Raw genomic sequence first — 23,044 nt, forward strand, 5'->3', positions numbered from 1 at the left:
TCAGGTGCCGACGGGCTGCCGCTCCCCTACGGACTCGGCCACGTCCGCCTTCCTCTCCTTCAGATGGGCGCGGATCGAGTGGGCGAGGGCGGCGGCCCAGAGCACGAAGAGGGCGGCGTAGAGCGCGTCGTTCGGGAGCAGGGTGCGGGCGTTGGTCACGACGATCACTCCGCCGACCGCCGATCCCAGCACCCGTGGCGGCAGCAGGCGCACCAGCCAGGCGGCCAGCGGCGCGGCCACCAGGCCGCCCAGCAGAAACGCGGCGACCCAGACGGCGTCGATGCCCTGGGAGCCGAGGGAGAACAGGAAGCCGAGGCTTGCGGCGACCGCGACCAGGAACTCACTGGTGTCGATGGAGCCGATCACCTTGCGGGGTTCCATACGGCCCCCGGCCAGCAGCGCCGGAGTGCCGACCGGCCCCCAGCCGCCTCCCCCGGTGGCGTCGAGGAAGCCGGCGACCAGCCCCAGCGGGGCCAGGAACCGGAGCCTGAGCGGCTTGCCCAGCCGGTCCTTCGGCAGCCCCCGGAAGGTGAAGCGGACCAGGACGTACACGCCCAGCCCGAGCAGGATCAGGGACATCGCCGGCTTCGCGACCTCCGTCGACAGCCGGGACAGCACCGTCGCCCCGAGGAACGCGCCCACCGCGCCCGGGACGCCGATCCTCGCGACCACCTTCCAGTCGACGTTGCCGAAGCGCCAGTGCGCCGCCCCCGACATCAGGGTCGTACCGATCTCGGCGAGATGGACGGTGGCCGAGGCGGCGGCGGGACTGGTGCCCAGGGCCAGCAGCAGCGTGGTCGACGTCACCCCGTAGGCCATGCCGAGGCTGCCGTCCACGAGCTGGGCACCGAGGCCCGCGAGGGCGAGCAGGATCAGCGTGCGCATGGGGGCCGACAGTAGGGTCCCAAGCTGAGCGCAGCCTTGGGACCCCGTGAGGATTTCTCATCCGGCCCGCTCAGCCCGTCGGCCGGCCCAGCCTGATCACGTTCCACGACAGCGGTTCCAGTACGGCGGTGAGGCGGCCGTCCTCCAGCGCCGTGCCCTCGACCCGGTGCGGGGCGACGCGCTCGGGGTCGTCGAGGGTGTTGCGGGCGTCCGGGTCGGCGTCCGCGAGGGCGCTGTGCTCGATGACCCGCGTCAGGTCGAGGCCGTTCAGGGCGACGTCGAGCGGCAGCGCCTCGGTGCGGCTGCGGTTGACCGCGAAGACGGTGACCGTGCCGTCGTCGGCGCGTACGGCGGTGGCGTGCAGCAGGTCGGTCTCGCCGTACTTCTTCGTCTCGTACGTAGGTGAGTCGACCCGGACGTCGAGGACCTGGCCACGGCCGTGTTCTGCGGCCTGCGCGAAGGGGAAGAACGTCGTCTGCCGCCAGGCCGGGCCGCCCGGCTCGGTCATGATCGGGGCGATGACGTTCACGAGCTGGGCGAGGCAGGCGACGGTGACGCGGTCGGCGTGCCGCAGCAGGCCGATGAGGAGCGAGCCGAAAACGACGGCGTCGGTGACGCTGTAGTTGTCCTCCAGCAGGCGCGGGGCCTCAGGCCAGTCGTGCTGCTCGAACGTCTTCGCGCGCGCCTCCCACTCGGGCAGGTACCAGACGTTCCACTCGTCGAAGGAGAGGTTGATCTTCTTCTTCGACTTCAGCCGGGCGCCCACGTGGTCGGCGGTCGCGACGACGTTCTCGATGAAGGACTCCATGTCGACGGCGGAGGCGAGGAAGGAGTCGATGTCGCCGTTCTCGGGCCAGTAGTAGGCGTGGAGAGAGATGTAGTCGACGAGGTCGTACGTCTCCCCCAGGACCGTCGCCTCCCACTCGGCGAAGGTCGGCATGGACTGGCTGGAGGAGCCGCAGGCGACGAGTTCGACGCCGGGGTCGAGCTGGCGCATGGCGCGTGCGGTCTCGGCGGCGACGCGGCCGTACTCCTCGGCCGTCTTGTGGCCGGTCTGCCAGGGGCCGTCCATCTCGTTGCCGAGGCACCACAGCCTGATGGCGAAGGGGTCCTTGTCGCCGTGGGAGACACGCAGGTCGGACAGGGCGGTGCCCTCGGGGTGGTTGGCGTACTCCTGGAGTTCGAGGGCCTCGGCGACGCCGCGGGTGCCGAGGTTGAGGGCCATCATGGGCTCGGCCCGGGGGCCGATCTTGCGGAGGAAGTCGATGTACTCGGAGAGGCCGAAGCGGTTGGACTCCGTCGAGTGCCAGGCGAGGTCGAGGCGGCGGGGGCGGTCCTCGGCGGGGCCGACGGAGTCCTCCCACTTGTAGCCCGACACGAAGTTGCCGCCGGGGTAGCGGACGGCTGTGACGCCGAGTTCGCGGACGAGGGCGAGGACGTCCTGGCGCAGGCCCTTGTCGTCGGCGGTGGGGTGGTCCGGTTCGAAGATGCCGGTGTAGACGCAGCGGCCGAGGTGTTCGACGAAGCTGCCGAAGAGGCGGGGGTTGACTTCGCCGATGGTGAAGGCGGGGTCGAGGGTGAGGCGGGCGGTGTGCATGGACGCCTTTCGGGGTGGGTTCTTCTGTTTCGTTGGCGAGTGCGGGTGTGTGGGGGCTTGTCGCGCAGTTCCCCGCGCCCCTTGGGGCGTTCGGCCTGCCGCCTATTGGCCCGCCAGGCCCGTGTGGGCGACCCCCGCCACGATCTGCCGCTGGAAGAACACGAACACGACGATCAGCGGAAGCCCTGCCATCAGGCCGCCGGCCATGAGCTGGGCCCACTGGATGCCGTAGGAGTTCATGACCGTTGCGATGCCGTTCGGCATGGTCATCAGGTCGGGGTTGTTGGTCACCATGTACGGCCAGAGGAAGTTGTTCCAGGAGGCGATGAAGGTGAAGATGCCGACCGCCGCCAGGGAGGGGCGGGCGAGGGGGACGACGATGGTGAAGAAGACCCGCCAGCGGCCCGCGCCGTCGATGAACGCGGCCTCCTCCAGCTCGCGCGGGACGCCCTGGAAGAACTTGTAGAGGATGTAGACCATCGCGGCCGGGGCGCACTGGGGAAGGATCATGCCCCAGTACGTGTCGACCATCCCCATCTGCTGGACCGTGGTGAACAGCGGGACGCCGAGGACCGCCGGGGAGATCATCAGGCCCGCCATCACCACGCCCATGAGGACGGACTTGCCGCGGAACTCCGTGCGGGCGAAACCGTATCCGGCGAGTGCGCTCACGAGCAGCACCACCGACGTCACGCAGACCGAGACGACCAGGGAGTTCACGAACCAGTCGGTGATGTTGCCGGACTCGAACAGGGCCGTCCAGGCCTGGCCCGTCCAGTCCTTCGGCAGCAGGTGCGGGGGCACCTCGACGGCCTCGGTCTCCGACTTGAGCGAGGTGAACAGGCCCCAGGCGAACGGGGCGAGGAAGACGATCGAGACGGCCGCGCCGAGGAAGGTGAGCAGGATCTGGCTGGGTGTCCACGCCTTGGTCGTCATCGGGCGGCGCTCTCCTCACGGTTGCGCAGCAGCCACATCCTCGCGAGGGCGACGGCCGCGATGATCACGAAGAAGATGATGGAGATCGCGGAGGCGTAGCCCACGCGGTAGCTGGTGAAGCCCTCTTCGAGGGTGTACTGCACGAAGGTGCGGGTGGAGTTCTCCGGTCCGGGGCCGAAGTCCAGCATCACCACCGCCTGGTCGAACACCTGGAGCGAGGCGAGGATCTGAAGCGCGATGACCAGGCCGGTGATGTTGCGCAGCATCGGCAGGGTGATGTGGACCATGCGGTGCCAGGCGTTCGCGCCGTCGAGCTTGGCGGCCTCGTAGAGGTGGCCGGGGATGGACTGGAGCGCGGCGAGGTAGAGCAGGAAGCTGAAGCCGACCGTCCACCACAGGGTGGTGATGACGATGGCGAGCATGGCGTACGACTTGTCGGTCAGCCACGGGGTCTCGATGCCGAAGACATGGTTGATCATGCCCGTGCCGGGGTTGAACAGCCACTGCCACAGGTTGCCGGCGACGGTCGAGGGGAGGAGGAAGGGCGCGAAGAAGCACAGGCGCCACAGCCACTTTCCGCGCTCGATGTGGTGGGCGAGCATGGCGAGGAGGAAGGCGAGGACCGTGATGCAGGGGACGACCAGCAGCGTGAAGTACGCGCTGTGGCCGAGCGCGTCCCACATCAGCGGGTCCCCCAGGGCCTCGCGGTAGTTGTCGAGGCCGATGAAGCTCGCGCCGTCGCCGGTGATGTTGGCGTCCGTGAAGCTGAGGTGGATGCCGCGCAGCAGGGGCCAGATCACGAAGAGCGCGAAGAGGGCGAGGAAGGGCGCGACGAACCAGCCGCCGTGCTGGAAGCCCTGTTTGCGGCGGAGGGTGGCGCTGTCGGCGGCGGTCGTGACGCGGGTCGGTGCGAAGACGGTCTCGGCGGTCGTCATACGGCCGTACCTCCCTGCGCGGCGGTCTTGCCGTCCATGGGGTTCTTCATGGCGAGCAGCGTGCTGAGCTCGCTCCTCATCCGGCGTGCGACGACATCGGGCTTCGCGGAGCCCAGCGTCGAGGAGACGACGATCGGGCCGACGCGCTGGGCGAGGATGCCGGTGGAGCCCGCGAACCACACCTTCGGCTCGGTGGCCTGGTGGTCCATGGCCGAGGCGTACTCGTTCTGCGGTTGAAGCTTCTGGTACGAGGCGGTGGACAGGGTGGGTGTGTAGGCGGGGATATGGCCGCCGGCCGCCCACTGCCGGGCGTGCGTGACGATGTACGCGGCGAGCCGGTGGGCCCCGTCGTCGGCGGCGCCGCCCCGGTCGGACTGGTGGGGCAGGACGAAGGCGTGCGACTCGGCGTGGGTGGCCTGCTCGCCGAAGACGGGCGGCAGGGGGATGGCACCGTAGTCGAGCTTCGCGCCCGAGTAGACCGGCACCGACCAGTTGCCCTCCCAGGCGAAGGGGGCGCCGTTGATGAACTGTTCGGCGCCGACGGAGCCCAGGCCCGGGTCGGCGTACCCGTCGGTGACGTGCCGGCGCAGGAACTCCAGGACCCGGGTGGCCTTGTCGGTGTCGAAGGTGACCTCGGTGTTGTCCGCGTCGAACCAGGTGCCGCCGAGCTGGGTGTAGAAGGCGACGAAGAACCACCATTGGAAGTTCTGGTCGTTGACCCACATTCCGATGGTCTGCAGGCCCTTCCTGGTGGCCTTCCTGGCCTCCTTCAGCAGGCCGAACCAGTCGTCGGTCGAGGTGACCGGCACGATCCGGCCGTCGGCGCCGAGCAGGCCCGCCTTCCCCAGGACGTCCTTGCGGTAGAAGCAGAGCTGGACGTGGATGTCGAGCGGGAGGGCGTAGAGCTTGCCGTCGATGACGCCGCGCTGCCACAGGGCGGGGTTGAAGTCCCCTTCCCGTACGCCGTACTCGGCGAGCAGGTCGACGTCCCAGGCGTCCAGGAGACGGCCGGGTGAGAAGCCGGTGACCCGGCCCATGTGCATGACGCCGAGGTCGGGTGCGCGGTTGCCGGCGGCGGCCATGGCGAGCTTGGTGTAGAAGGGGTTGCCCCACTGGAGGGTGGAGTCCTTCACGTCGATGCCGGGGTGCGCGGCTCGGAAGGCGTCCAGCATCGCGATCATGTTGGAGCCGTCGCCGCCGCTGAACAGGTTCCAGTAGCGCACCCTGGTGTCCGCGCTGGAGGCGAGCGCGTCGGCGCCCGTACCCAGTGCGGCGAAGCCGAAGCTGCCGGCCACCGCCAATCCGCCCGCGGTGGCCAGAAGTTGCCTGCGATTCAGGTCAGGTCGTCCCATTGCCTGCCCTTACTGGTTCGAGATATCGAATTGCGCCCGTAACTTCGAACGGGACCGTAAGATGGAAGCGCTTTCCAGTCAATGGCTCGTGCATGAATTCCGGGCGATCCGGCGCCCCAAAGGGGCGCGGGGCTGTATCGATTTGCGGCTCCGCCGCGTGGGCGCGACCAGCCCCCGCAAACCGCGGACGACCAACAACCCATCCCGGCCCGACCCGCGGAGCGCTACGCTCGAACGGCCCGCCGAGCGGCGGGGGGACAGGGGGTGCGATGGACATCGCGGGCGCGCGCAGGAAGGCGGCCCGGGTCGCTTCGGCGTTACGGTCCCGGCGCTCTCCCGCCGCCACCGGGATGCGGGACCTGGCTTCCGATCTCAGCGCGGCCGTGCGTGCCAGACCCCACCCCCCGGCCGACGTCGATGCGTTGTGCCGCGCGCTGTGCGCGGAGATGAGCACCCGGCGCGGCGGGCGGCCCGTGGAGCTGCGGTTCGAGCGGTTCCCGGACGAGATCGAAGTGACCGGGCTGTGGGTGGAGTTCCAGGACTTCGACCTGGTCATCGTCGAGGAGCGGGCCGAGGCGGTGCAGCGACTGGTGGTCCTCGGCCATGAGTTGTGGCATCTGCACGCCGGGCACCGCGACCATCACAGCGCCGGCACCGCCGCCGCGCACGCGCTCGCCGGCACGCCGGGCTGGCGGGACACGGCCCTCACGGTGGCCGCGCGCAACGGCTCCCGGGAGCGGGACGAGGCCGAGGCCGACGACTTCGGGCACCGGCTGGCGGCCGCGTTCCGGCCGCTGCTGTCGGGCGAGGGCGGTGCGGACCTGCCCCTCGACCCCGTACAGCGCTCCCTCGGCTACCGGGGACGGAAGGGGGGTGCGACGCCGTGACGACGCTCGCGCTGACGCCCGTCGAGTTCGTCAACGAGTTCTATCCGAACTTCTGGTGGATCCCCGCCGGGATCCTCGCCGCCGCCCTGGGCATCAAGCTGCCCAGCATCATCCGGCTGTGGAACGACCCGCTGCTGCGCGCCGTCGGCGGGCTGCTGCTGCTCGCCTGCTCGGTGTTCGTGTTCGTGGCGCCGTCGACGATCGCCCGCGTCAACCGGCTGACGGGGATCGTGAACTTCTCCGGGCCCTGGGTGTACTCCCTGCTCACCGCGTTCTGCGCGTGCTGTCTGCTGCTGATCATCACCTGGCGCAGCGGCCTGTCCGACCGCTCCCCCCGCACCCGCCGCGCCATGCGCGGGGTGGTCGCCGTCTACTCCGGTGTGATCGTGGCGATGTGGGTGCTGTTCGCCCTGGCGGACGTGCCGGTGGAGCGGCTGCGGGACCTGGACACGTACTACGCCACCACCCCGTACGTGCGCGAGATGATCGTGCTGTATCTGCTCGCGCACACCACGGCCGCCCTGATCACCAACTGGCTGATCTGGAACTGGATCCGCACCGACGGACTCGACGCCTGGCTGCGCTGGGGCCTGAAGTTCCTCGGCGTGGGCTACACCCTGCAACTCGTCTTCGACGCCGCCAAGATCACCGCCGTGGTGACCCGTTGGGCCGGCCGGAACCTGGACTGGCTGAGCACGGCGGTGGCGCCGCCCATCGCCTGTCTGTCCGCCATCCTGGTCGCGGTGGGCTTCATCCTTCCGCACGCCGGCCAGTATCTGCACGACCGCTGGCGCATCCGGCTCGCCCACCACGAACTGCGGCCGCTGTACCAGCTGATGCGGTCCGTCAACGGCGGCGGCATCCCCTTCGCCCTGCGCGCCACCCCGGAGCTGCGGCTGATCCGCCGGGAGACGTTCATCCGCGATGTGCTGCTGCCACTGGCCCGGTTCGTGGACGAGGAGCAGCGCAGACGGTCCTACGACGCCGCCGTCGCGCTCGGCCTGCCGGCGCAGCGGGCGAAGGCGCTGGCCGCCGCGGTGGCGATCCTGGACGCCGTCGACGCCAGGAGCACGGCCCGCGAGGGCGACGGCACGGGCGGGACCGACACCACGGAACTGCTGCGGGACATCGGTGCCATGTCCCGGGCCCTGCGCGCCGCCGAGGACATCCGGGCGGTGCGGGAGCGGGCGCGCGTACAGGCCCGGCCGGACGGCGTGCGCGTCCCCAACTGAGCGGCGGCGAGCGGGGGTTGAGAACGGGGCGGGCGCCCCGGGCGCTGCTCCCCCAAGGCAGCGCCCGGACCCCCGTGACAGCCCGAGGCTGCCTCGCAGACGGCGAGCGTGCTCGCGTCCCCCGTCGAGGCGGCCTCGGCCTCATCCGGCCACGTCAAGAGGCGGGTGCGCAGCCGGAAGTCGCACCTCGTGAAAGGCGCACGTCGCGCAAGCGGAATGCGTCTTTCAGTGACGCGATCATTGCTCGCGGTCACCTTCACTGTCAACCATTGCTGCGAAAGAGAGCAGCTATTCCTGCCGTACGCCGCTGGCCGCGACCGGGGCGACCCGATACGCTCCCGTCAGCCCCAGCCACGGATCCGGCGAACGCGCCCAGGGAGAACAGGGAGACCTCGGTGAGAGACGCCCACGCTTCCCTCGCCGAACTGCGCGAGCGCCTGGAGGAACTGACCGGACGGCCGGACCGGCTGGCCGAAGTACTGGACGTGGCGGAGCTGTCGTACGCGACCGGCATCCCCGCGGACACCGTCGCCGCCCTGCTGGCGGGGCGCAGCGTGCCGGAGACGAGCCTGGACGAGCGCGTCCGGCAGCGGCTGGACTTCCTGCGCGAGACCCGGCGCCGCCCCGACGGCAAGCGCTACTCGCTCGACGAACTGGCCAAAATCGCCGGGACCAGCAGACAGTGGCTGAGCGAGTGGCGCCGCAGCGGACTGCCCAGTCTGGAGCACGCCGACCGGATCCGCCGCCACTTCGACCTGCCCGCCGGCTTCTTCACGGCGGACGAGGCGGAGGCGCTGCACACCGCGCTCCAGCCGGTGCTGGGAGAGCTGGAGGCGAAGGCCGATCCGCTGGCCCCGCTGCGCACCCCCGGGTTCTACCGGCTGGCCAGGCGCGCGCCGCACATGTCGCCGCGCAAGCTGCGGGCGCTGGCGGAATGGGCCGAGATGATCACGGAGCCGAACTCCGCGGAGGACGACGACCTCTGAGGACCCGCGTTGGCCGTGCACAGGCTCGGTTTCGGCCATCCCTGGCCGACCGCCGGTGCTGGAGGTGGCTGAGGCGACGTGGGGCTTGGCATATTGCACAGGGTCGAACGTCCAGCAGCCACGGGGAGAACCGTGCGTACGAACAGGGAGATGCGTCGTCTCGCCGACGCCCTCATCGGCCCCATGCGCGTGCCCGTCCCCGCGGACGCGGAGACCCTGTTCCAGGCGGTGGTGGACTCGGCCGTCCAGTGGCGCGGACGTCCGATCGTCGTCCACCGTGCGGTGTTTCCGCCGCACACCGCGAGCGGGCTGTGGCTGGAGCGCGAGACGCACGACGACGTCATCGTCGACAAGCGGGCCGCCGTATGGCACCAGATCGTGATCTTCTGCCATGAGGTGTGGCACATGCACCAGCGGTGCGGCACCGCGTCCGGCACGCAACCCGCCGCCGCGCGCACCGACTTCACCCTCGCCGACGAGCAGGAGGCGGACCGCTTCGGCATGCTGATGGGCCGTCGGCTGCGCACCTGGCTGGAGGCCTCGGCGGACTCCGTGTTCGCGGCCGGCGCCGACGGCGAGGACCTCGCCGGACGCATCGGGGCCGCGCTCAACTACCGCGGGACCACGAGATGAACGGCCTGCTCGGCTACGTCAGCTGCGCGGTGCTGTGGCTCGGCCTGGTGGTGAAGTCGCCGGACCTGATCCGCCATCGCCGCGACCCCTACCTGCTCACCATCTGCGCGGTGCTGGGCCTCGGCGGCCTCTGCTTCCTTCTCGGCGCCCCGCCCACCGTCGGCGGCGTCAACCGCCTCAGCGGGATCCCCAACCTCGCAGCGCCGCTGACGTACGCGGCGATCACCGCGTACAGCGCCGCCTCCCAGATCCTGGTCGCCCTGTGGCGCGGCGGGCCCGGCGTGCACCGCACCACCCGCCGCTGGGTCCTGGCCTACGCCGGTGTGGTGCTGTGCATCGCGGTGATGTTCCTGCTGGGCGACGCCCCGGTGGAGCGCCGGGAGGACCTGGACACCTACTACGCGACGACGCCGTATCTGCGCGAGATGATCCTGCTCTATCTCGCCGGGCATCTCACCGCCGTCACCGTCACCGCGTTCTCGGCGCTGCGCTGGGCCCGCGAGGTGCGCGGTCCGCTGCGCGCGGGGCTGATCACCCTGGGGGCCGGGGCCGTGTGCGGTGCCGGGTACAGCATGTCCAAGCTCGTCGCCGTGGCCGCCCGCTGGTCCGGGCAGGACTGGCCGGCGCTGGGCACGGACGTCGCGCAGGCCGCCGCCGGTCTCGGCGCCCTGCTGACGGCCACCGGCGTCCTGATACCGATGGCCGGGCCCCGGCTGGCCGAGTGGCGGCGGGCCTGGCGGACGTACGTACGTCTCGCACCCCTGGAGCGCGAACTGGACGACATCCTCACCCGGCGCCGGCTGCGCCTGCCGCGCCCGCGCTGGTCCTCCCCCGCCACCCGGCTGGTCTGGCGCCAGACCAGCATCCACAACGCGCTCAGCCACCTGGACGCCTACGTCGACCGGGAGTTGTACGACGAGACCCGCGAGGCCGCCCTGCGCACGACCGGCGACGCCGAGCGGGCCGCCGCGACAGCCTGGGCGGCGGTGATCGCGGCGGCGGCCGGGCTCTGTCTCGCGGACCAGGACGAGCGCGGGCGCAAGGCTCTCGGACCGGCGTCCGGGCGGGTCCGGCGGCCGGTGCACGCCGGGGAGTCGGAGTGGTTCCAGGAGCGGGCGCCCGGTCCCGACGCGCTCGTGCGGATCGCGGACGCGCTGGCCACCTCGCCGCTCGTACGCCGGGCCACGGCCGGGGTGCGGGCGATGACGGCGGAACGGAGCTCGGCCGTATGAGTCTCGTCGTCTATCTGGCGGCCGCCGTCCTCGCGCTGTCCGCGGCCGTGCTGCTGCGGCGCCCGCGTACGACGCCGGGGAAGCCGTCGGCCCTGCGCAACCCGCTGACCGTGTCCACGTGCGTGGCCATCGTCCTCGGCGCCGTCGTGTTCCTCTGTTCGGCGCCGATGACCCTGGCCGCCGTCAACGACCTCACCGGGATCCCGAACTTCGGCGCCCCGCTGACCTACGGGCTGCTCTCGGCGTACAGCTGCTCCCTACTGATCCTGCTGATCAACTGGCGGGGCGGGCCCCGGGAGCGGGTGCGGCGGCTGGTGCTGCGCAGCATCGCCGTGTACGGCCCGCTGATCGTGGCCGTCGTCGTGCTGTTCACGCTGGCGGACGCGCAGGTGGAGCGGCTGAACGACCTCGACACCTACTACGCCAACACCCCCGGCATGCGCGAGATGATCGTGCTCTATCTGCTCGGGCACAGCGCGGCCATCGTGGCGATGTCGGTGGTGTGCGTGCGGTGGGGCCGGGAGGTCACCGGGCTGCTGCGGGCCGGGCTGTGGCTGATCTTCTTGGGTGCGCTGCTGGACCTGGTGGGGTTCCAGCTGACCAAGTACACGGCCGTGGTGGCCCGTTGGACGGGGCACGACCTGGACTTCCTGTCCACCAAGGTCGCCCCGCCGATGGCCGCGCTGGCCGCGCTGCTCTGTTCCGCCGGGTTCGTGCTGCCGAGGCTGCTGCCGGCCGCCGTGGGGCACTGGCGCGGGCTGCGCGACTACCGGCGGCTGGACCCGCTGTGGCTGCGGGTGGGGTTCGTGTCCACGGCTCCCAAGCCGGCGTCCTCCTGGTGGCAGTCGCCCGCGGAGCGGCTGCACTGGCGTGAAGTGGCCATCCATGACGCCCTGTTGGCGCTGGCGCCGTACTTCGACGACCGGGTGCGCGAGCGGGCGCGGTCGGCCGCCCTGGCCGAGGGCCGCCCCGTGCACGAGGCGCGCGTCGCCGCGGAGGCCGCCATGCTCGCCGCCGCGGCCCGTCGGGCGGCGGCCCGCGAGGAGCCGCTCAGGACGCCGAGTACCTGCCGGCTGCACGCCACGGAGGTGTCCGGTGCGGGCGGTTTGGTGGAGTTGGCGCAGGCTCTGGGGGGAACGGCTGCCGCGGGCACGGTGCGTGAAGGTACGGTGAGAGCCTGAGCGCTCCGCTGGGGCGCCGCGAAGGGGAGTGCCACGAAGTGCCGTCGGTCCTCTGCCGTGCCGCCGTGGCTGGTCGCGCAGTTCCCCGCGCCCCTTCGGGGCGCTGCCGAACCGCTGTCGACACGCCAGGCGCCCCGGCTGACCGGCCTTCGTGGCCGCTGAGTGCGAGGGGTCGCAGTGTCGCGTAGAGCTGTCGTCATCGGTGCGGGACTGGCGGGCATGCTCGCCGCGGCGGCCCTGTCCACCGTCGCGGACGAGGTGGTCGTCCTCGACCGGGACGAGCTGCCCGACGGGCCCGAGCACCGCAAGGGCCTCCCGCAGGGACGCCACGCGCATCTGCTGATGGCCGGCGGCCTCGCCGCGATGGAGGACCTGGTGCCGGGCGTGAGCATGCGCAAGCATCTGCTCGCCGCCGGAGCGCGCGAGGTCCCGCTCGCCTCGGGCATGGTCGCCCTCACCCCCGAGGGCTGGTTCCGGCGCTGGCGGCATCCCGGACCGCAGATGCTGACGAGCACACGGGCGCTGCTGGACTGGGCGATACGGGTCGCGGTGCTGGCCAACACCGGGGTGGAGATACGCAAGGCGCAGGCGCTGGAGCTGACGGGCTCGTGGCAGCGGGTCACCGGAGTGCGCGTGGCGACCGCCGCCGGTACGGAGGAACTCCCGGCCGACTTCGTGGTGGACGCGAGCGGACGCGGCTCACGGGTCGTCAGATGGCTGGCGGGGCTGGGCATTTCGGACGTCCGCGAGAAGGCGGTGGACGCCGGTCTGGTGAACGCCACCCGGCTCTACCGCACCCCCGTGGGCGCCGAGCGCTTCCCCCTGACCATCGTGCAGGCCAACCCCTACCTGGGCCGGCCCGGCCGCAGCGGGATGATGCTGCCGATCGAGGGCGACCGCTGGATGGTGAGCCTCGCGGGCACCCGGGGCGGCGGTGAACCGCCGTCGGACCCGGAGGCCTTCCTGCGGTACGCCCTCGACCTGCCCGACCCGATCGTGGGCCGGCTGGTCTCCGGCGCCGAACCGCTCACCGACGTCCATGTCAGCCGCAGCACCAGCAACCACCGGCGGTACCTGGAGAAGACGCGGCACTGGCCCGAGCGCTTCGTCGTCCTCGGCGACGCGCTGGCCACCTTCAACCCGACGTACGGGCAGGGCATGTCGGTGGCGGCGATGGGCGCGCAGGTGCTGAGCGGGGAGCTGCGGCGCGCGGGCCTGGACGGGGCGGGCCTCGCCCGGCGGGTGCAGCGGGCGGCGGCCCGGTCGGTGGAGGCGGCGTGGACGATGGCGGTGAGCCAGGACGTGTGGTTCCCGGAGACGCGGGGCGGCTCGCCCGGGCTCGCGGACCGTGCGCTCACCGCGTACACCCGCCGCATGATCCGCACGGCGACCGGCTCGTACACGGCGGCGTCGGCGGTGTGGGACGTGACGAGCATGACGACGGGGCCGACGCGGCTGCTGCGTCCCTCGACGGTGCTGGCGACGCTGAGCGGCCCGCCGTTGCCGGCGGCGGTGGGGGCGCCGCTGACGAAGGAGGAGCGGGAGATCCTGCGGGAGCTGGACCGGACGGCGAGCTGACGCGCCCCACCGTCCGCAGCCGTTGGTCGTCTCTCTCGTCAGCCGGCGAAGGCGGGCTGGGCCAGCCCCTTCCCCGCGCCGGGTACGACCAGCAGCGAGCCCGACAGCGCGAGCGGCGCGGCCAGTCCGACGCGGGCCGTCGTGATGTACAGGTCGCTCAGGTCGGGCCCGGCGAACGCGCACGCCGTCACCCGGGGCACCGGGAGCTCGATCACGCGGTCCAGCTCACCGCTCGGCGTATAGCGGCGCACCGCCGCACCGTCCCACAGGGCCACCCACACGCAGCCGTCGGCGTCCACGGTCAGCCCGTCGGGGAAGCCGGCGCCGTCCTCGATCTCGACGAACGGCCGGCGGCCCACGACGCCCCCGTCCGCGTGGTCGAAGACGTCGACGCGCCGGGTGGGCGAGTCGACGTAGTACATGAGGCCGCCGTCGGGGCTCCAGCCCGTGCCGTTGCTGACCGCCACGTCGTCCAGGACGACGTCGACCGCACCGTCGCCGGTGAGCCGGGAGAGGGTGCCGCCGCCGGGGGCCTCGTCGTAGCGCATGGTGCCCGCCCAGAGGGAGCCGTCGGGGGCGACGGCGGCGTCGTTGGCGCGGCGGCCGGGGACGGCTTCGTGGTGCAGCCAGCGGAAGGTGTCGTCCGGATCGAGCAGTCCCACCCCGTCGCGCAGGTTGAGGACGAGCCCGCCGCCGACGCGGGGCTTGGCGGCGCCGACGTGCTGCGGGGTGGTTCGCACGGACCGGCGCCCGGAGACGGGATCGAAGGTGTGGACCCGCGACCGGAGGATGTCGATCCACAGCAGCCGACCGCTCCGCCCGTCCCAGGTGGGCCCCTCGCCGAGCTCGGCCTGCGCCAGTACCGCGACCTCGTACTGCGCGCTCATGCCACGTTCCGGTGTCCGAGGCGCTCCGACAGCTCGGCGGCGCCCTTGGCGGCGAGCTGCTCCAGCTCTGCGCGGCGCTCGTCGCTCCAGCGGATCATGGGGACGGAGATGGAGAGGGCGGCGACGACCTGCCCGGTACGGTCCCGCACGGGTGCGGCCACGCAGCTGACGTCCGGGTTGGACTCCCGGCTCTCGACGGCGATCCCCCGCTGCCGGATCCCGGCGAGGGCCTCGCGCAGGGCGCCGGGTTCGGTGATGCTGTTGGGTGTCATGGCGACGAGCTCGGCCCCGTCGGGGATACGGGAGCTGAGCTCCGGCTCGGGAAGCGAGGCCAGCAGCATCTTGCCGACGGACGTGCAGTGGGCGGGCAGCCGGCGTCCGGCGGCGGACACCATGCGCACGGCGTGCGTCGAGTCCACCTTGGCGATGTAGATGACGTCGGTGCCCTCGAGGATGGCCACGTGCACGGTCTCGTCGCAGGTCTCGGCGACGGACCGCGCGACCTGCTGCCCCTCGGCGGCGAGGTCGAGCTGCTCGGCATACCGGCTCCCGAGCTGGTACGGCCGTACGCCCAGGCGGTACCGTCCCGGCTGACCCGGAACCTGGACGATGTACGACCGGGCTGCGAGCGTGGTGACCAGTTCGTGCACGGTGGTGCGCGGCAGCTGGAGCTTGCGCACGATGTCGGGGGCGGACAGCGTGCCGTCCCCGTCGAGGAAGAGCTCGAGAATGTCGAGAGCCCGCGTCACGGCTGGTACGAGGCGTCCCACGTCCGGCCCCTTCCCTTGGGTGTCAGTCAGGCTGCGTTCGATATTTCAACAGCCGATCGGGATAACGAACACAGGCTACTCAAAGTCCTTTTCCCCGGGCAATGGCCGTGCGGGGACCAGCCCGAAAGCTCCTCGTAAGCGATAGATGGCCAGTACCGTTTACCCGTGTGCGGCACGTCACATCTGCCGCACGGGGAGGCGCCTGGGGGATCGCTGACGCATGCCCCCGGGTGAGCGATTTGAGGGGTTTTCTGTGCGTGAAATGATCAAGGGCTCGAATGTGGCGCTGCCGGCCCTGAGCGAAGACGTCGGCACGGTGATCGTCAGCCTGGGCTGGGTCAGCCCGACCGGTGAGGGCGACGCCGACGTGTCCGTCCTGCTGCTGGACGACAAGGGCAAAGTCCGCAGCGACGGGGATTTCTACTTCTACAACAACCCCGTGGCCGCCGACGGCAGTGTGCAGCTTCTGGGGAAGACGCCGACCGAAGACGGCAACGAGGACCGCATCTGCTTCGACCTCACGGCGGTCCCGCCCGGGGTCGAGCGGATCGTCGTGGCCGCGAGCCGGTACGGCGAAGCCCGCTTCGGCGAGCTGGAGAACGTGCAGGTGAGGCTGGCCGACGCGGCCGGCGAGAGCCTCCTGAGGTTCGCCATCGCCGACGTCGACGCGGTGAGCGCGATCATCTTCGGGGAGCTGTACCGGCGCGGGGAGGACTGGAAGTTCCGTGCCGTCGGGCAGGGCTACGACAGCGGCCTGGCCGGTCTCGCCACGGACTTCGGCGTCGACATCGACGACGACGCCGCGGAGGTGGAGGCGGAGGCCGCGTCCGGGGTGGAGGCGGCGGAAGCGGCCGACCCGGTCAACAGCACCGGGCAACCGGACCCCGTGGCTCCGGCCATGGCGGCGGCAACCCTGGAGGCGATTCCGGCCCCTCGGCCGCCGGACGTCACCGAGGGGGAGCCGGCGAAGCAGACGGCGACGGCGGACACGCGGCCGCGGACGGCGAAGAAGAAGGTCACGCTGCCCGGCGCGCCTCCGAAGTCGCTGGCCGAGAACGACTCCTGGAAGTCGGCCCGGCTGTTTCCCGTGTCGGCGCTCAAGAGCGACCGGGACAGGGAGATGCGCGCGACCTCGGTGCTGTTGTCGGTCATGGCCCAGGTACCGCGGTTCGGCAGGCGGCTCACCGCCGCGTTCGGGGCGCCGTCCGGCCGCATGGAGACGTTCACCGAGGTCTCCCTGCCCTACGGCGACACACCACGTCGCCCCGACGGAGTGATCCGTATCGAGCGGGCCGGCAAGCTGTGGACGGCGCTCGTCGAGACCAAGACCAACGGCAACGCACTCAAGGCCGACCAGGTGCAGGCCTACATGGACATCGCCGCCCGGCGCGGCTACGAGGCCGTGATCACGGTGTCCAACGACGTGGCGCTTGAGGGCAGCCCACTGGTCGACGTCAAGATCGACCGGCGGCGCAAGCACAAGGTGGCGATCTGGCACCTGTCGTGGGCCGAAGTGGCGCATCAGGCACAGCTGTTGATCCAGCACGAGGGAGTCGGCAACGCGGCGCGGACCTGGCTGCTCCAGGAACTGCTCCACTATCTCCAGCACGAGAACTCCGGCTGCCACGGCTTCCAGAGCATGGGCTCGGCGTGGGTGCCGGTGCGCAACGGCATCAGCGACGAGACCCTGTGCCAGGGCGAACCGCGGGCCCTGGAAGTGGTCGAGAACTGGGAGCGGCTCATCCGGCAGGTGTGTCTGCGGCTCGGCGGCGACCTGGGGCTGAAGGTGCTGCCCGCACAGCGCGCCAGGCGTGGCACCGATCCCGGAGCCCGCCGAATTCAGCAGGCCGACCAGCTGTGTCACGAAGGACGGCTCCAGGCGGAGCTTCGTGTGGAACAGGCCCCGGGCCTGCTGACGATCGGTGCCGATCTGCGTACCGGCAAGCTGCGCACGTCCGTCGAGATCCCCGCACCCGAGCAGGGCTATCCCCTGACCTGGGCCAAGCGTCTGGTCCGCCGCCTCGCCGAGGCACCGGCCGACCTGCACGTCGAAACCCTCGTGGAAGGAGCGACGGGCGGCCCCCGGGGCACGCTGGAGCGGCTGCGTCCGGAACCGGCGGACCTCTTGCCGAAGGGCGCCACCCGGATCACCGGCTTCCGGCTCTCCCTCTTCAAGGGCATGGGCAGCACCCGCGGTAACGCCGAGTCCGGGTTCATCCGCAGCGTGGACGACGCGGTGCACCGCTTCTATACGACGGTGGTGGTGCACCTGGACCGACCCGCACCGCGCCGAACGGCGGCGGCGAAGGAGACCGCCGGCGCGGGGTGACGCCGTACCGCTTCAGTCGCGCGGCTTCCCGGCCCTGACGTACGTCACGTCGAAGTCCGTCGTCCACCGCTCCCCGTCCGGGGACTGTTCCCAGCTGCCGTCGATGGTGTTGCCGTCGGGGCTGACGGTGACGGTGAGGCGTTGGTGGAAGCCGGGGGCCGCGCGCCACTGGTGCCAGGTGCGGCCGGTCATGGTGGCCTGGTAGACGCGGGCGACGGCGCGGCCGTCGGCGTACAGGACGGTGAACTCGTCGGACGTGTCGTCGTAGCCGATCAGGGCGAGGGTCGGGAAGGGGGCGTTCGGGCCCCAGGCGCCGGGGAGGGCGGTGTCGGGGCCGATGTCCGCGCGCTGGGCGAGGAAGGCGCCGCCCTCCGTCCAGGCGAACTCCGTCCGGATCGGGCCGACGGTACGGCCGGCGGCCCACAGGTCCCACTCGCCGACCATGACGTCCAGTCGGCGCAGGGCGGGGTGGGGTGTCGGTTGGCGCATCGGGGGTTCCTCCTGCTGCGGGGTCGGTGGTGATGACCGGGGGCGGGGCCGGAAGTCATCGGTCCTGCCCCGGCTCGCGGAGCAGGCGGGGGCGTGGCGGGTACGCCGACCTCAGTACGCGCGGTTACTCCCGCTGTCAGACGTGCTCGCCGCCCATGACCGGCACCGTGATGTCCATGCCTTCCACGCCCTCGGAGAACACGTCGTCCGCCTCGGCCAAGCGGCTGAGCCGGCCCGCCCGCCGGACCGCCATCGTCGTCCATGTCGTCGCCTCCGCGAGCTGGGTCGGGCTCACGCTCGGGCTGCTCGCGCTCGGGATCACCGCGGGCGGCACCGGGTCCGCGGTGACCGTGGAGGCGTCGGTGCGGGCCATGAAGCTGTTCGCCGACTGGCTGCTGCTGCCCGTCGCGTTCCTCACGCTGGTGAGCGGGCTGGTGCTGTCCCTGGGCACGCAGTGGGGGCTGGCGCGGCACCGGTGGGTCTACGTCAAGTTCTGGCTGACCCTCGCCACGACCACCGCGACGGTCTTCGCCCTGCGCCCGGGCGTGAACTCCGCGGTCGCCGCCGTCGCCGCGGGCGGGCCGCTGCCGGACGCCGGTGACGTCCTGTTCGGGCCGATCGTGTCCCTGTCGGCGTACGTCTTCATGACGGTGATCTCCGTCCTCAAGCCCTGGGGGCTGACCAGGCGGGGGCGGAGGCTGCGCGCCGCGTCCACCCGCCGGCCGGTCGACCACACCGAGCCGGCCCGTCCGGCGGCCTGACCGGCCCCTACAGGTACTGCCCGCCGTCCGCCCCCTTCCCCGCCCCCGGCCACACCTTCACCGCCGCCACATGGGCGAAGTTGATCAGCGCGAAGCCGTTCTCGGCGTCGTCCGGTGCGGTCAGTTCGAAGCGGAGGGTACGGCCGTCGTCCAGGGCCTCGTTGAGGGCCACGACCGCGGAGTCCAGGGTCGCGAAGTCGCCGGTGCGCACGGTCAGGGGTTCGCCCTTCACGGGCTGGAGCCAGATGTGTAACTCCGGGTTCGCGGGCATACGGCCACGATGCGCGCATCGGCCGTCACGCACAAGTGGCCCCGGCACCCGGCAACCCCCCACGCACTAGCGGCGCGTCGCGCCCAGCGCTCCCTTCAACCGCTGTGCCCGCAGCACCAGTTCGAGCTCGAAGCGGCGGTCCGGGTCGTCCATCTCGTCGCCCCACAGTTCACGGATCTGACGGAGGCGGTACCGGACCGTCTGGGGGTGCACGCCGAGCCGCGCCGCCACCTCCGGCGCCCCGCCCCTGGTCTCCAGCCACGCCAGCAACGTCTCCGCCAGCCGCCGCGCGTGCGTGGGCCCGCAAGTCTCCAGCGGCGCCAGACACCGCACCGCCAGGTCGTCGATGAGCTCCTCGGGCTGGAGCAGCACCAGCGCCTCCGTGTGCTCGGTGCAGTACAGGACCTCACCGGCCGGCAGCAGCCGCCGTTCCATCAGGCGTACGGCGGCCTCGGCCCAGCGCAGCGACTTCGCCGCGTCGGACAGGGGGACCGGCGGGCCGATCGCCCCGGACCAGCCGCACAGGGCCCGGTGCAGGAGTTCGGGGCGGCCGGCGGCGTCCGGTTCGGGGACGACCATGCGCGGCTGCTCGTACTCCAGGTCCAGCAGCACCCCCTGCCCCACGGCAGGTGCCACCGCCTCCCGCGCCGGCCGCAGCAGCACACCGACCGCGACCTTCTCCGGCAGCGGCCAGCCGATCCGGGCCGCCCGCTCCGTGAGGGCGTCCGCCGGATCGCCGCGGTGGTGCTCGGCCAGCAGCAGCTCCATCAGCCGGCGCTGCAGGCGCAGCCGCTCGCCCGCCTGGCGCGCCGCCGCCTCGGCGTAACCGCGCACCGACTGGTCGACGAGGCCGTCGAGATACTCGTAACCCGCGTCCACCAGCTCGTACATCGCGGGCGGCGGAATCTCGACGCGCTGGCCGATCTCGGCGAAGCGGCGCCAGGCCAGTCGTACGCCCATCCGGTAGATCGCCTGGAGCGAGTCGAGCGATCTGCCGTTGAGGCCCTCGCCGCGGCCGAAATCCTGGAAGACGCCGGGCGGGACGGTCGGGCGGCCCTCCGAGGTCTCCAGGTGCTGCACGAAGACCTCGATGGCGCGCCGGATGCCGACCAGGGCCATCGGCTCGCCCGACTCGTCGAGGACGACCGGCAGATGCGGGTACTCGCGCTGGATCTCGCGCAGGATCTGCTCGGCGAGGGCGGGCGCGTCCGCCATGACCAGCTCCGCGAACCGACGGACCTGGAAGCGGGGTACGTCACGCCAGGCCGAGCGGGTCGCGGCGGCGGGTGCGGCCGTCGAGCGGGTCGCGGCCACGGTCAACTCCCCTGGCCCGCTTGCTCGTAGGTGATCAAGGGCGTGTTCGGCTGGTCGGGGGTCGCTTCCAGCAGCGCGACGACACCGAGCGCGGCACCCACCGCAGTTACGGCGGCGAGCGCGACGGTCAGCGCGGCGGCGAGCAGTCTGGACATCGCAGGGTCAGCCTTCCTGTCCGAAGGTCCCGAAGGTCCCGGAAGTCCCGGAAGTCCCGGAGGTCGTCCCCACCCCGGTGTCGCCAGCCCGACCCCTGCCTGTCGGCCCAGTCTCGACAAGCTGTGACAGCCCGTCAAGACATTGACACTCCGTCAATGGACGCCTACGGTTCCCGGCCCAAGAACGGCCAGGCAACGACCGTGCATCGACCATGCGTCAACCCCCCAGGAGTGCCGGATGCGCCGTACAGCCTCACCTGTCTCATTGATCCTGCTGGGCCTCGGCACGTTTCTGCTGGTACTGGCGCCGATGCTGGCCTGGTACGTCACCCCGCGCGCCGCCGTGAACCCCATCGACATCGACACCACCGCGGTGTACAAGGGCACCGGAAGTGTCTTCGACACCGAGAAGATCGAGACTGTGCCGGACCGGACGATCACCGTCACCCAGCGGGTGCGCGGCGACGTGGCGGCGAGCGAGCGCGGCGGCGACGCCGTCTGGGACGTGATCACCACCGTCGACACCGACAAGTCGCTGCCGGCCGCGGACCCGCACGACGCGCTGGACTACACCCCGCACCGCTGGGTGATGGACCGTACGACGACCAGGCCGGTGCACTGCTGCGGCGAGAAGCCGTACATCGAGGGCGAGGCCTATCTGAAGTTCCCCTTCGACGTGCAGAAACGCTCCTACCAGTGGTGGGACAACACCGGCGGCACGACGGTCACCATGCGCTATGACGGCACCGAGAAGATCCAGGGCTACACGGGCTACCGGTTCACCGCCACGGTCGCGCCCCGCAAGGTCGGCACCCGGCTGGTCCCGGGCAGCATCGTCGACCAGCCGAACCGGCCGCAGGTGCTGGCCGAGGAGTGGTACTCCAACCACGGGTTCCGGCTGGTCGTGGACCAGCGCACCGGCCGGGTGATCTACGCCCAGACCGGGCCGCGCCGCACCCTGCGGGCGCCGGACGTCGAGAAGGACGCCGCGGTGCTGCTGGACAGCGAGAAGATCGCGTTCACCACGGCCACCCAGAAGGAGGCCGTGCGGCAGGCCCGGCAGGACACCGATCAACTGCGGCTGGTGGGCACGACGTTGCCCATCGGGGCGGCCGGGGCGGGATTCGCGCTTGCGGTGGTGGGGGTGGTTTTGGTGGTACGAGGGCGGAAGCAGCCGGAATCCCCTGGAACGGTCGAGATGCCCCAGCCCTCGCTCACAATGTGACGTGACGTCAGCTCTAATAAAGCCGGAAATTGTCACGCCGGTGAGTAGCCCTGGCGAACGGGTGGGCGAAAACTGTCCAACCCCACCCGGACACAGCCTGTCCACACCCCACGCACAACGACCGTAAAGCGCCCTAGGACCTTCGAATCCCCCCACAGGAACCCAAACCCTCCCTCCCCCACACTGAGTTCCGCACCCTGAGACGAGTTGGAGCACCTATGCCCCAGCACGTGCCCTCCCCGCTGCATGCCCCTCTCCCCTGGGCGTCGCAGCACCCTCCGGCGCACCCCCCACCTCCGCGCCGAATCGTTTTTCTCGCCCATCGTGACCTGGGCAACCGGTCCGCCGGCGGCTCCGAGCTGCTGGTCGACCGTCTCGCCGACGGCCTCACCCGGCTCGGCCACCAGGTCACCCTGCTGTGCGGTGGCCCCGCGGCCTACCGCGACTACCGGGTCGTCTCCGCGGGCGGCTCCTACGGCCACTACCTGCGCGCCAGATCCGCCTTCGCCCGTCAGGTCGGCGACTGCGATCTGCTGGTCGAGGTCTGCAACGGGATGCCGTACTTCGCCCCCCTCTGGCATCGCGGACCCACGTTGTGCCTCGTCAACCATGTGCATACCGATCTGTGGCAGATGCGGTTCGGCGGGCCGCTGGCGCCGGCCGCGCGGCTCGGGCGAAGACTGGAGCACTGGGCGCTGACCGGTGCGCAGCAGCGGAACCTGCTCGTCGCGGTGTCCCCCTCGACCGCGCACGCGCTGCGGGCGATCGGGGTCGAGCGGGAACGGATCCGGGTCGTGCACAACGGAGTCGAAGAGCCCGGGCCTCTGGGCGACCGCTCCCCGGAGCCGCTGTTCGTGGCCGTCGGGCGGCTCGTCGAGTACAAGCGGATCGATCTGCTGCTGCGGTTGTGGGAGCGGGTGCGGCCGGTCACCGGCGGCCGGCTTCTCATCGTCGGGGACGGGCCCGAGCGTGGCAGGTTGGAGGCGCTCGCCGGTCCCGGCGTCGAGTTCACGGGGCACGTCTCCGAGGCGGAGAAGCATCGGCTGTTGTGTGCGGCGTGGCTGTTGCTCCATCCGTCCGCGATCGAAGGGTGGGGGCTGGTCGTCACCGAGGCCGCGGCCCGTCAGACGCCGACCGTCGCCTTCGATGTGCCCGGACTGCGGGATTCCGTCATGGACGGGGAGACCGGGGTGCTCGCGCAGGGGGAGTCGTCGTTCGCTGCGGCCTGGTGCACGCTTGCCCTGTCGGGACATCGCCGGGAGCTGATGGGCAAGGCGGCTCGGGATCGGGCCGCACGCTATCGCTGGGATCGGACAGTGAGGCAGTTCCTTGCCGTTGCCTCGGAGGCCGTGCGGTGGGGCGGGGCGCCGTGACGCCTATTCGCCGTGTCGGTGAGGCCGTCTCGCGAC

At 71.5% G+C, this 23,044-nt stretch carries 22 protein-coding genes; 11 read left to right on the plus strand and 11 right to left on the minus strand.

Annotated features, from left to right (window positions below; translation table 11 throughout):
* From OG254_RS15625 to OG254_RS15645, 5 genes are all read right to left on the minus strand, one after another.
* Positions 1–885: a sulfite exporter TauE/SafE family protein gene (locus OG254_RS15625; protein WP_405582035.1), complete on the minus strand. Its 885-nt coding sequence runs from the start codon at positions 883–885 to the stop codon at positions 1–3.
* 70 nt (positions 886–955) lie between these two features.
* Positions 956–2,482 (minus strand): alpha-N-arabinofuranosidase, encoded by a 1,527-nt coding sequence (locus tag OG254_RS15630; protein ID WP_405582038.1) that lies wholly within the window; start codon positions 2,480–2,482, stop codon positions 956–958.
* 102 nt (positions 2,483–2,584) lie between these two features.
* Entirely contained in the window at positions 2,585–3,418 is an 834-nt protein-coding gene (locus tag OG254_RS15635) for a carbohydrate ABC transporter permease (RefSeq protein ID WP_405582041.1), read from the minus strand.
* Entirely contained in the window at positions 3,415–4,353 is a 939-nt protein-coding gene (locus OG254_RS15640; protein ID WP_405582044.1) for a carbohydrate ABC transporter permease, read from the minus strand. The genes OG254_RS15635 and OG254_RS15640 overlap by 4 nt, the downstream gene beginning before the upstream one ends.
* Positions 4,350–5,705, minus strand: coding sequence for an extracellular solute-binding protein (locus tag OG254_RS15645; protein WP_405582047.1), 1,356 nt, complete (start codon positions 5,703–5,705; stop codon positions 4,350–4,352). Before OG254_RS15645 ends, OG254_RS15640 begins: the two co-directional genes overlap by 4 nt.
* A gap of 269 nt (positions 5,706–5,974) precedes the next feature.
* Here OG254_RS15645 and OG254_RS15650 point away from each other — a divergent pair, with 269 nt between their 5' ends.
* From OG254_RS15650 to OG254_RS15680, 7 genes are all read left to right on the plus strand, one after another.
* Positions 5,975–6,592 carry a toxin-antitoxin system, toxin component family protein gene (locus OG254_RS15650; protein ID WP_405582050.1) on the plus strand — a complete coding sequence of 206 codons (618 nt, stop codon included), beginning with the start codon at positions 5,975–5,977 and terminating at the stop codon, positions 6,590–6,592.
* Positions 6,589–7,824 (plus strand): DUF6545 domain-containing protein, encoded by a 1,236-nt coding sequence (locus OG254_RS15655; RefSeq protein ID WP_405582053.1) that lies wholly within the window; start codon positions 6,589–6,591, stop codon positions 7,822–7,824. Before OG254_RS15650 ends, OG254_RS15655 begins: the two co-directional genes overlap by 4 nt.
* Positions 7,825–8,219: 395 nt before the next feature.
* A complete protein-coding gene (locus OG254_RS15660) occupies positions 8,220–8,810 on the plus strand; it encodes an XRE family transcriptional regulator (RefSeq protein WP_405582056.1) in 591 nt (196 codons plus the stop codon).
* Positions 8,811–8,942: 132 nt separating this feature from the next.
* Complete coding sequence (locus tag OG254_RS15665) at positions 8,943–9,443, plus strand: toxin (RefSeq protein ID WP_351187872.1); 501 nt, start codon at positions 8,943–8,945, stop codon at positions 9,441–9,443.
* A complete protein-coding gene (locus OG254_RS15670; protein WP_405582059.1) occupies positions 9,440–10,675 on the plus strand; it encodes an MAB_1171c family putative transporter in 1,236 nt (411 codons plus the stop codon). The genes OG254_RS15665 and OG254_RS15670 overlap by 4 nt, the downstream gene beginning before the upstream one ends.
* Positions 10,672–11,856: an MAB_1171c family putative transporter gene (locus OG254_RS15675; protein ID WP_351187876.1), complete on the plus strand. Its 1,185-nt coding sequence runs from the start codon at positions 10,672–10,674 to the stop codon at positions 11,854–11,856. Before OG254_RS15670 ends, OG254_RS15675 begins: the two co-directional genes overlap by 4 nt.
* 177 nt (positions 11,857–12,033) lie before the next feature.
* Complete coding sequence (locus OG254_RS15680) at positions 12,034–13,434, plus strand: NAD(P)/FAD-dependent oxidoreductase (RefSeq protein ID WP_405582062.1); 1,401 nt, start codon at positions 12,034–12,036, stop codon at positions 13,432–13,434.
* A 38-nt stretch (positions 13,435–13,472) separates the two neighbouring features.
* On the opposite strand, the gene OG254_RS15685 is transcribed toward OG254_RS15680, so the two are convergent.
* Both OG254_RS15685 and OG254_RS15690 read right to left on the minus strand, forming a co-directional pair.
* Positions 13,473–14,321 (minus strand): SMP-30/gluconolactonase/LRE family protein, encoded by an 849-nt coding sequence (locus OG254_RS15685; RefSeq protein ID WP_405582065.1) that lies wholly within the window; start codon positions 14,319–14,321, stop codon positions 13,473–13,475.
* Positions 14,318–15,091 carry an IclR family transcriptional regulator gene (locus tag OG254_RS15690; RefSeq protein ID WP_147998857.1) on the minus strand — a complete coding sequence of 258 codons (774 nt, stop codon included), beginning with the start codon at positions 15,089–15,091 and terminating at the stop codon, positions 14,318–14,320. Before OG254_RS15690 ends, OG254_RS15685 begins: the two co-directional genes overlap by 4 nt.
* A gap of 262 nt (positions 15,092–15,353) precedes the next feature.
* Here OG254_RS15690 and OG254_RS15695 point away from each other — a divergent pair, with 262 nt between their 5' ends.
* A complete protein-coding gene (locus OG254_RS15695) occupies positions 15,354–17,420 on the plus strand; it encodes a TerD family protein (protein WP_405595011.1) in 2,067 nt (688 codons plus the stop codon).
* A 12-nt stretch (positions 17,421–17,432) separates the two neighbouring features.
* Here the strand turns inward: OG254_RS15695 and OG254_RS15700 are convergent, their stop codons facing one another.
* The gene (locus OG254_RS15700; RefSeq protein WP_405582068.1) at positions 17,433–17,909 is read right to left on the minus strand and encodes a hypothetical protein; all 477 of its coding nucleotides are present in this window, start codon (positions 17,907–17,909) and stop codon (positions 17,433–17,435) included.
* Between the two features lie 176 nt (positions 17,910–18,085).
* Between OG254_RS15700 and OG254_RS15705 the strand changes: the two genes are divergently transcribed.
* On the plus strand, positions 18,086–18,670 hold the full coding sequence (locus OG254_RS15705; protein WP_405582071.1) for a DUF2269 domain-containing protein: 585 nt from the start codon (positions 18,086–18,088) through the stop codon (positions 18,668–18,670).
* Positions 18,671–18,677: 7 nt separating this feature from the next.
* Here the strand turns inward: OG254_RS15705 and OG254_RS15710 are convergent, their stop codons facing one another.
* The 3 genes from OG254_RS15710 to OG254_RS15720 all read right to left on the minus strand — a co-directional run bounded on the left by OG254_RS15710 (position 18,678) and on the right by OG254_RS15720 (position 20,410).
* Positions 18,678–18,941 carry a hypothetical protein gene (locus tag OG254_RS15710; protein WP_405582074.1) on the minus strand — a complete coding sequence of 88 codons (264 nt, stop codon included), beginning with the start codon at positions 18,939–18,941 and terminating at the stop codon, positions 18,678–18,680.
* A 66-nt stretch (positions 18,942–19,007) separates the two neighbouring features.
* Positions 19,008–20,255 carry a PucR family transcriptional regulator gene (locus OG254_RS15715; protein ID WP_405582077.1) on the minus strand — a complete coding sequence of 416 codons (1,248 nt, stop codon included), beginning with the start codon at positions 20,253–20,255 and terminating at the stop codon, positions 19,008–19,010.
* Between the two features lie 2 nt (positions 20,256–20,257).
* A complete protein-coding gene (locus OG254_RS15720; protein WP_405582080.1) occupies positions 20,258–20,410 on the minus strand; it encodes a hypothetical protein in 153 nt (50 codons plus the stop codon).
* A 238-nt stretch (positions 20,411–20,648) separates the two neighbouring features.
* Here OG254_RS15720 and OG254_RS15725 point away from each other — a divergent pair, with 238 nt between their 5' ends.
* The gene (locus OG254_RS15725) at positions 20,649–21,635 is read left to right on the plus strand and encodes a DUF3068 domain-containing protein (RefSeq protein ID WP_405582083.1); all 987 of its coding nucleotides are present in this window, start codon (positions 20,649–20,651) and stop codon (positions 21,633–21,635) included.
* 218 nt (positions 21,636–21,853) lie between these two features.
* On the plus strand, positions 21,854–23,008 hold the full coding sequence (locus OG254_RS15730; RefSeq protein ID WP_405582086.1) for a glycosyltransferase family 4 protein: 1,155 nt from the start codon (positions 21,854–21,856) through the stop codon (positions 23,006–23,008).
* Positions 23,009–23,044: the final 36 nt, after the last annotated feature.

Origin of the sequence: Streptomyces sp. NBC_01092 (assembly GCF_045039535.1) — a bacterium.
Classification (GTDB): Bacteria; Actinomycetota; Actinomycetes; order Streptomycetales; family Streptomycetaceae; genus Streptomyces.

Coding starts and splice junctions, on each gene's coding strand:
- OG254_RS15705 (WP_405582071.1), top strand. CDS start 18,086: ATGCCTTCCACGCCCTCGGAGAACACGTCGTCCGCCTCGGCCAAGCGG.
- OG254_RS15710 (WP_405582074.1), bottom strand. CDS start 18,941: ATGCCCGCGAACCCGGAGTTACACATCTGGCTCCAGCCCGTGAAGGGC.
- OG254_RS15675 (WP_351187876.1), top strand. CDS start 10,672: ATGAGTCTCGTCGTCTATCTGGCGGCCGCCGTCCTCGCGCTGTCCGCG.
- OG254_RS15650 (WP_405582050.1), top strand. CDS start 5,975: ATGGACATCGCGGGCGCGCGCAGGAAGGCGGCCCGGGTCGCTTCGGCG.
- OG254_RS15730 (WP_405582086.1), top strand. CDS start 21,854: ATGCCCCAGCACGTGCCCTCCCCGCTGCATGCCCCTCTCCCCTGGGCG.
- OG254_RS15640 (WP_405582044.1), bottom strand. CDS start 4,353: ATGACGACCGCCGAGACCGTCTTCGCACCGACCCGCGTCACGACCGCC.
- OG254_RS15700 (WP_405582068.1), bottom strand. CDS start 17,909: ATGCGCCAACCGACACCCCACCCCGCCCTGCGCCGACTGGACGTCATG.
- OG254_RS15625 (WP_405582035.1), bottom strand. CDS start 885: ATGCGCACGCTGATCCTGCTCGCCCTCGCGGGCCTCGGTGCCCAGCTC.
- OG254_RS15670 (WP_405582059.1), top strand. CDS start 9,440: ATGAACGGCCTGCTCGGCTACGTCAGCTGCGCGGTGCTGTGGCTCGGC.
- OG254_RS15695 (WP_405595011.1), top strand. CDS start 15,354: ATGATCAAGGGCTCGAATGTGGCGCTGCCGGCCCTGAGCGAAGACGTC.
- OG254_RS15645 (WP_405582047.1), bottom strand. CDS start 5,705: ATGGGACGACCTGACCTGAATCGCAGGCAACTTCTGGCCACCGCGGGC.
- OG254_RS15630 (WP_405582038.1), bottom strand. CDS start 2,482: ATGCACACCGCCCGCCTCACCCTCGACCCCGCCTTCACCATCGGCGAA.
- OG254_RS15725 (WP_405582083.1), top strand. CDS start 20,649: ATGCGCCGTACAGCCTCACCTGTCTCATTGATCCTGCTGGGCCTCGGC.
- OG254_RS15635 (WP_405582041.1), bottom strand. CDS start 3,418: ATGACGACCAAGGCGTGGACACCCAGCCAGATCCTGCTCACCTTCCTC.
- OG254_RS15720 (WP_405582080.1), bottom strand. CDS start 20,410: ATGTCCAGACTGCTCGCCGCCGCGCTGACCGTCGCGCTCGCCGCCGTA.
- OG254_RS15685 (WP_405582065.1), bottom strand. CDS start 14,321: ATGAGCGCGCAGTACGAGGTCGCGGTACTGGCGCAGGCCGAGCTCGGC.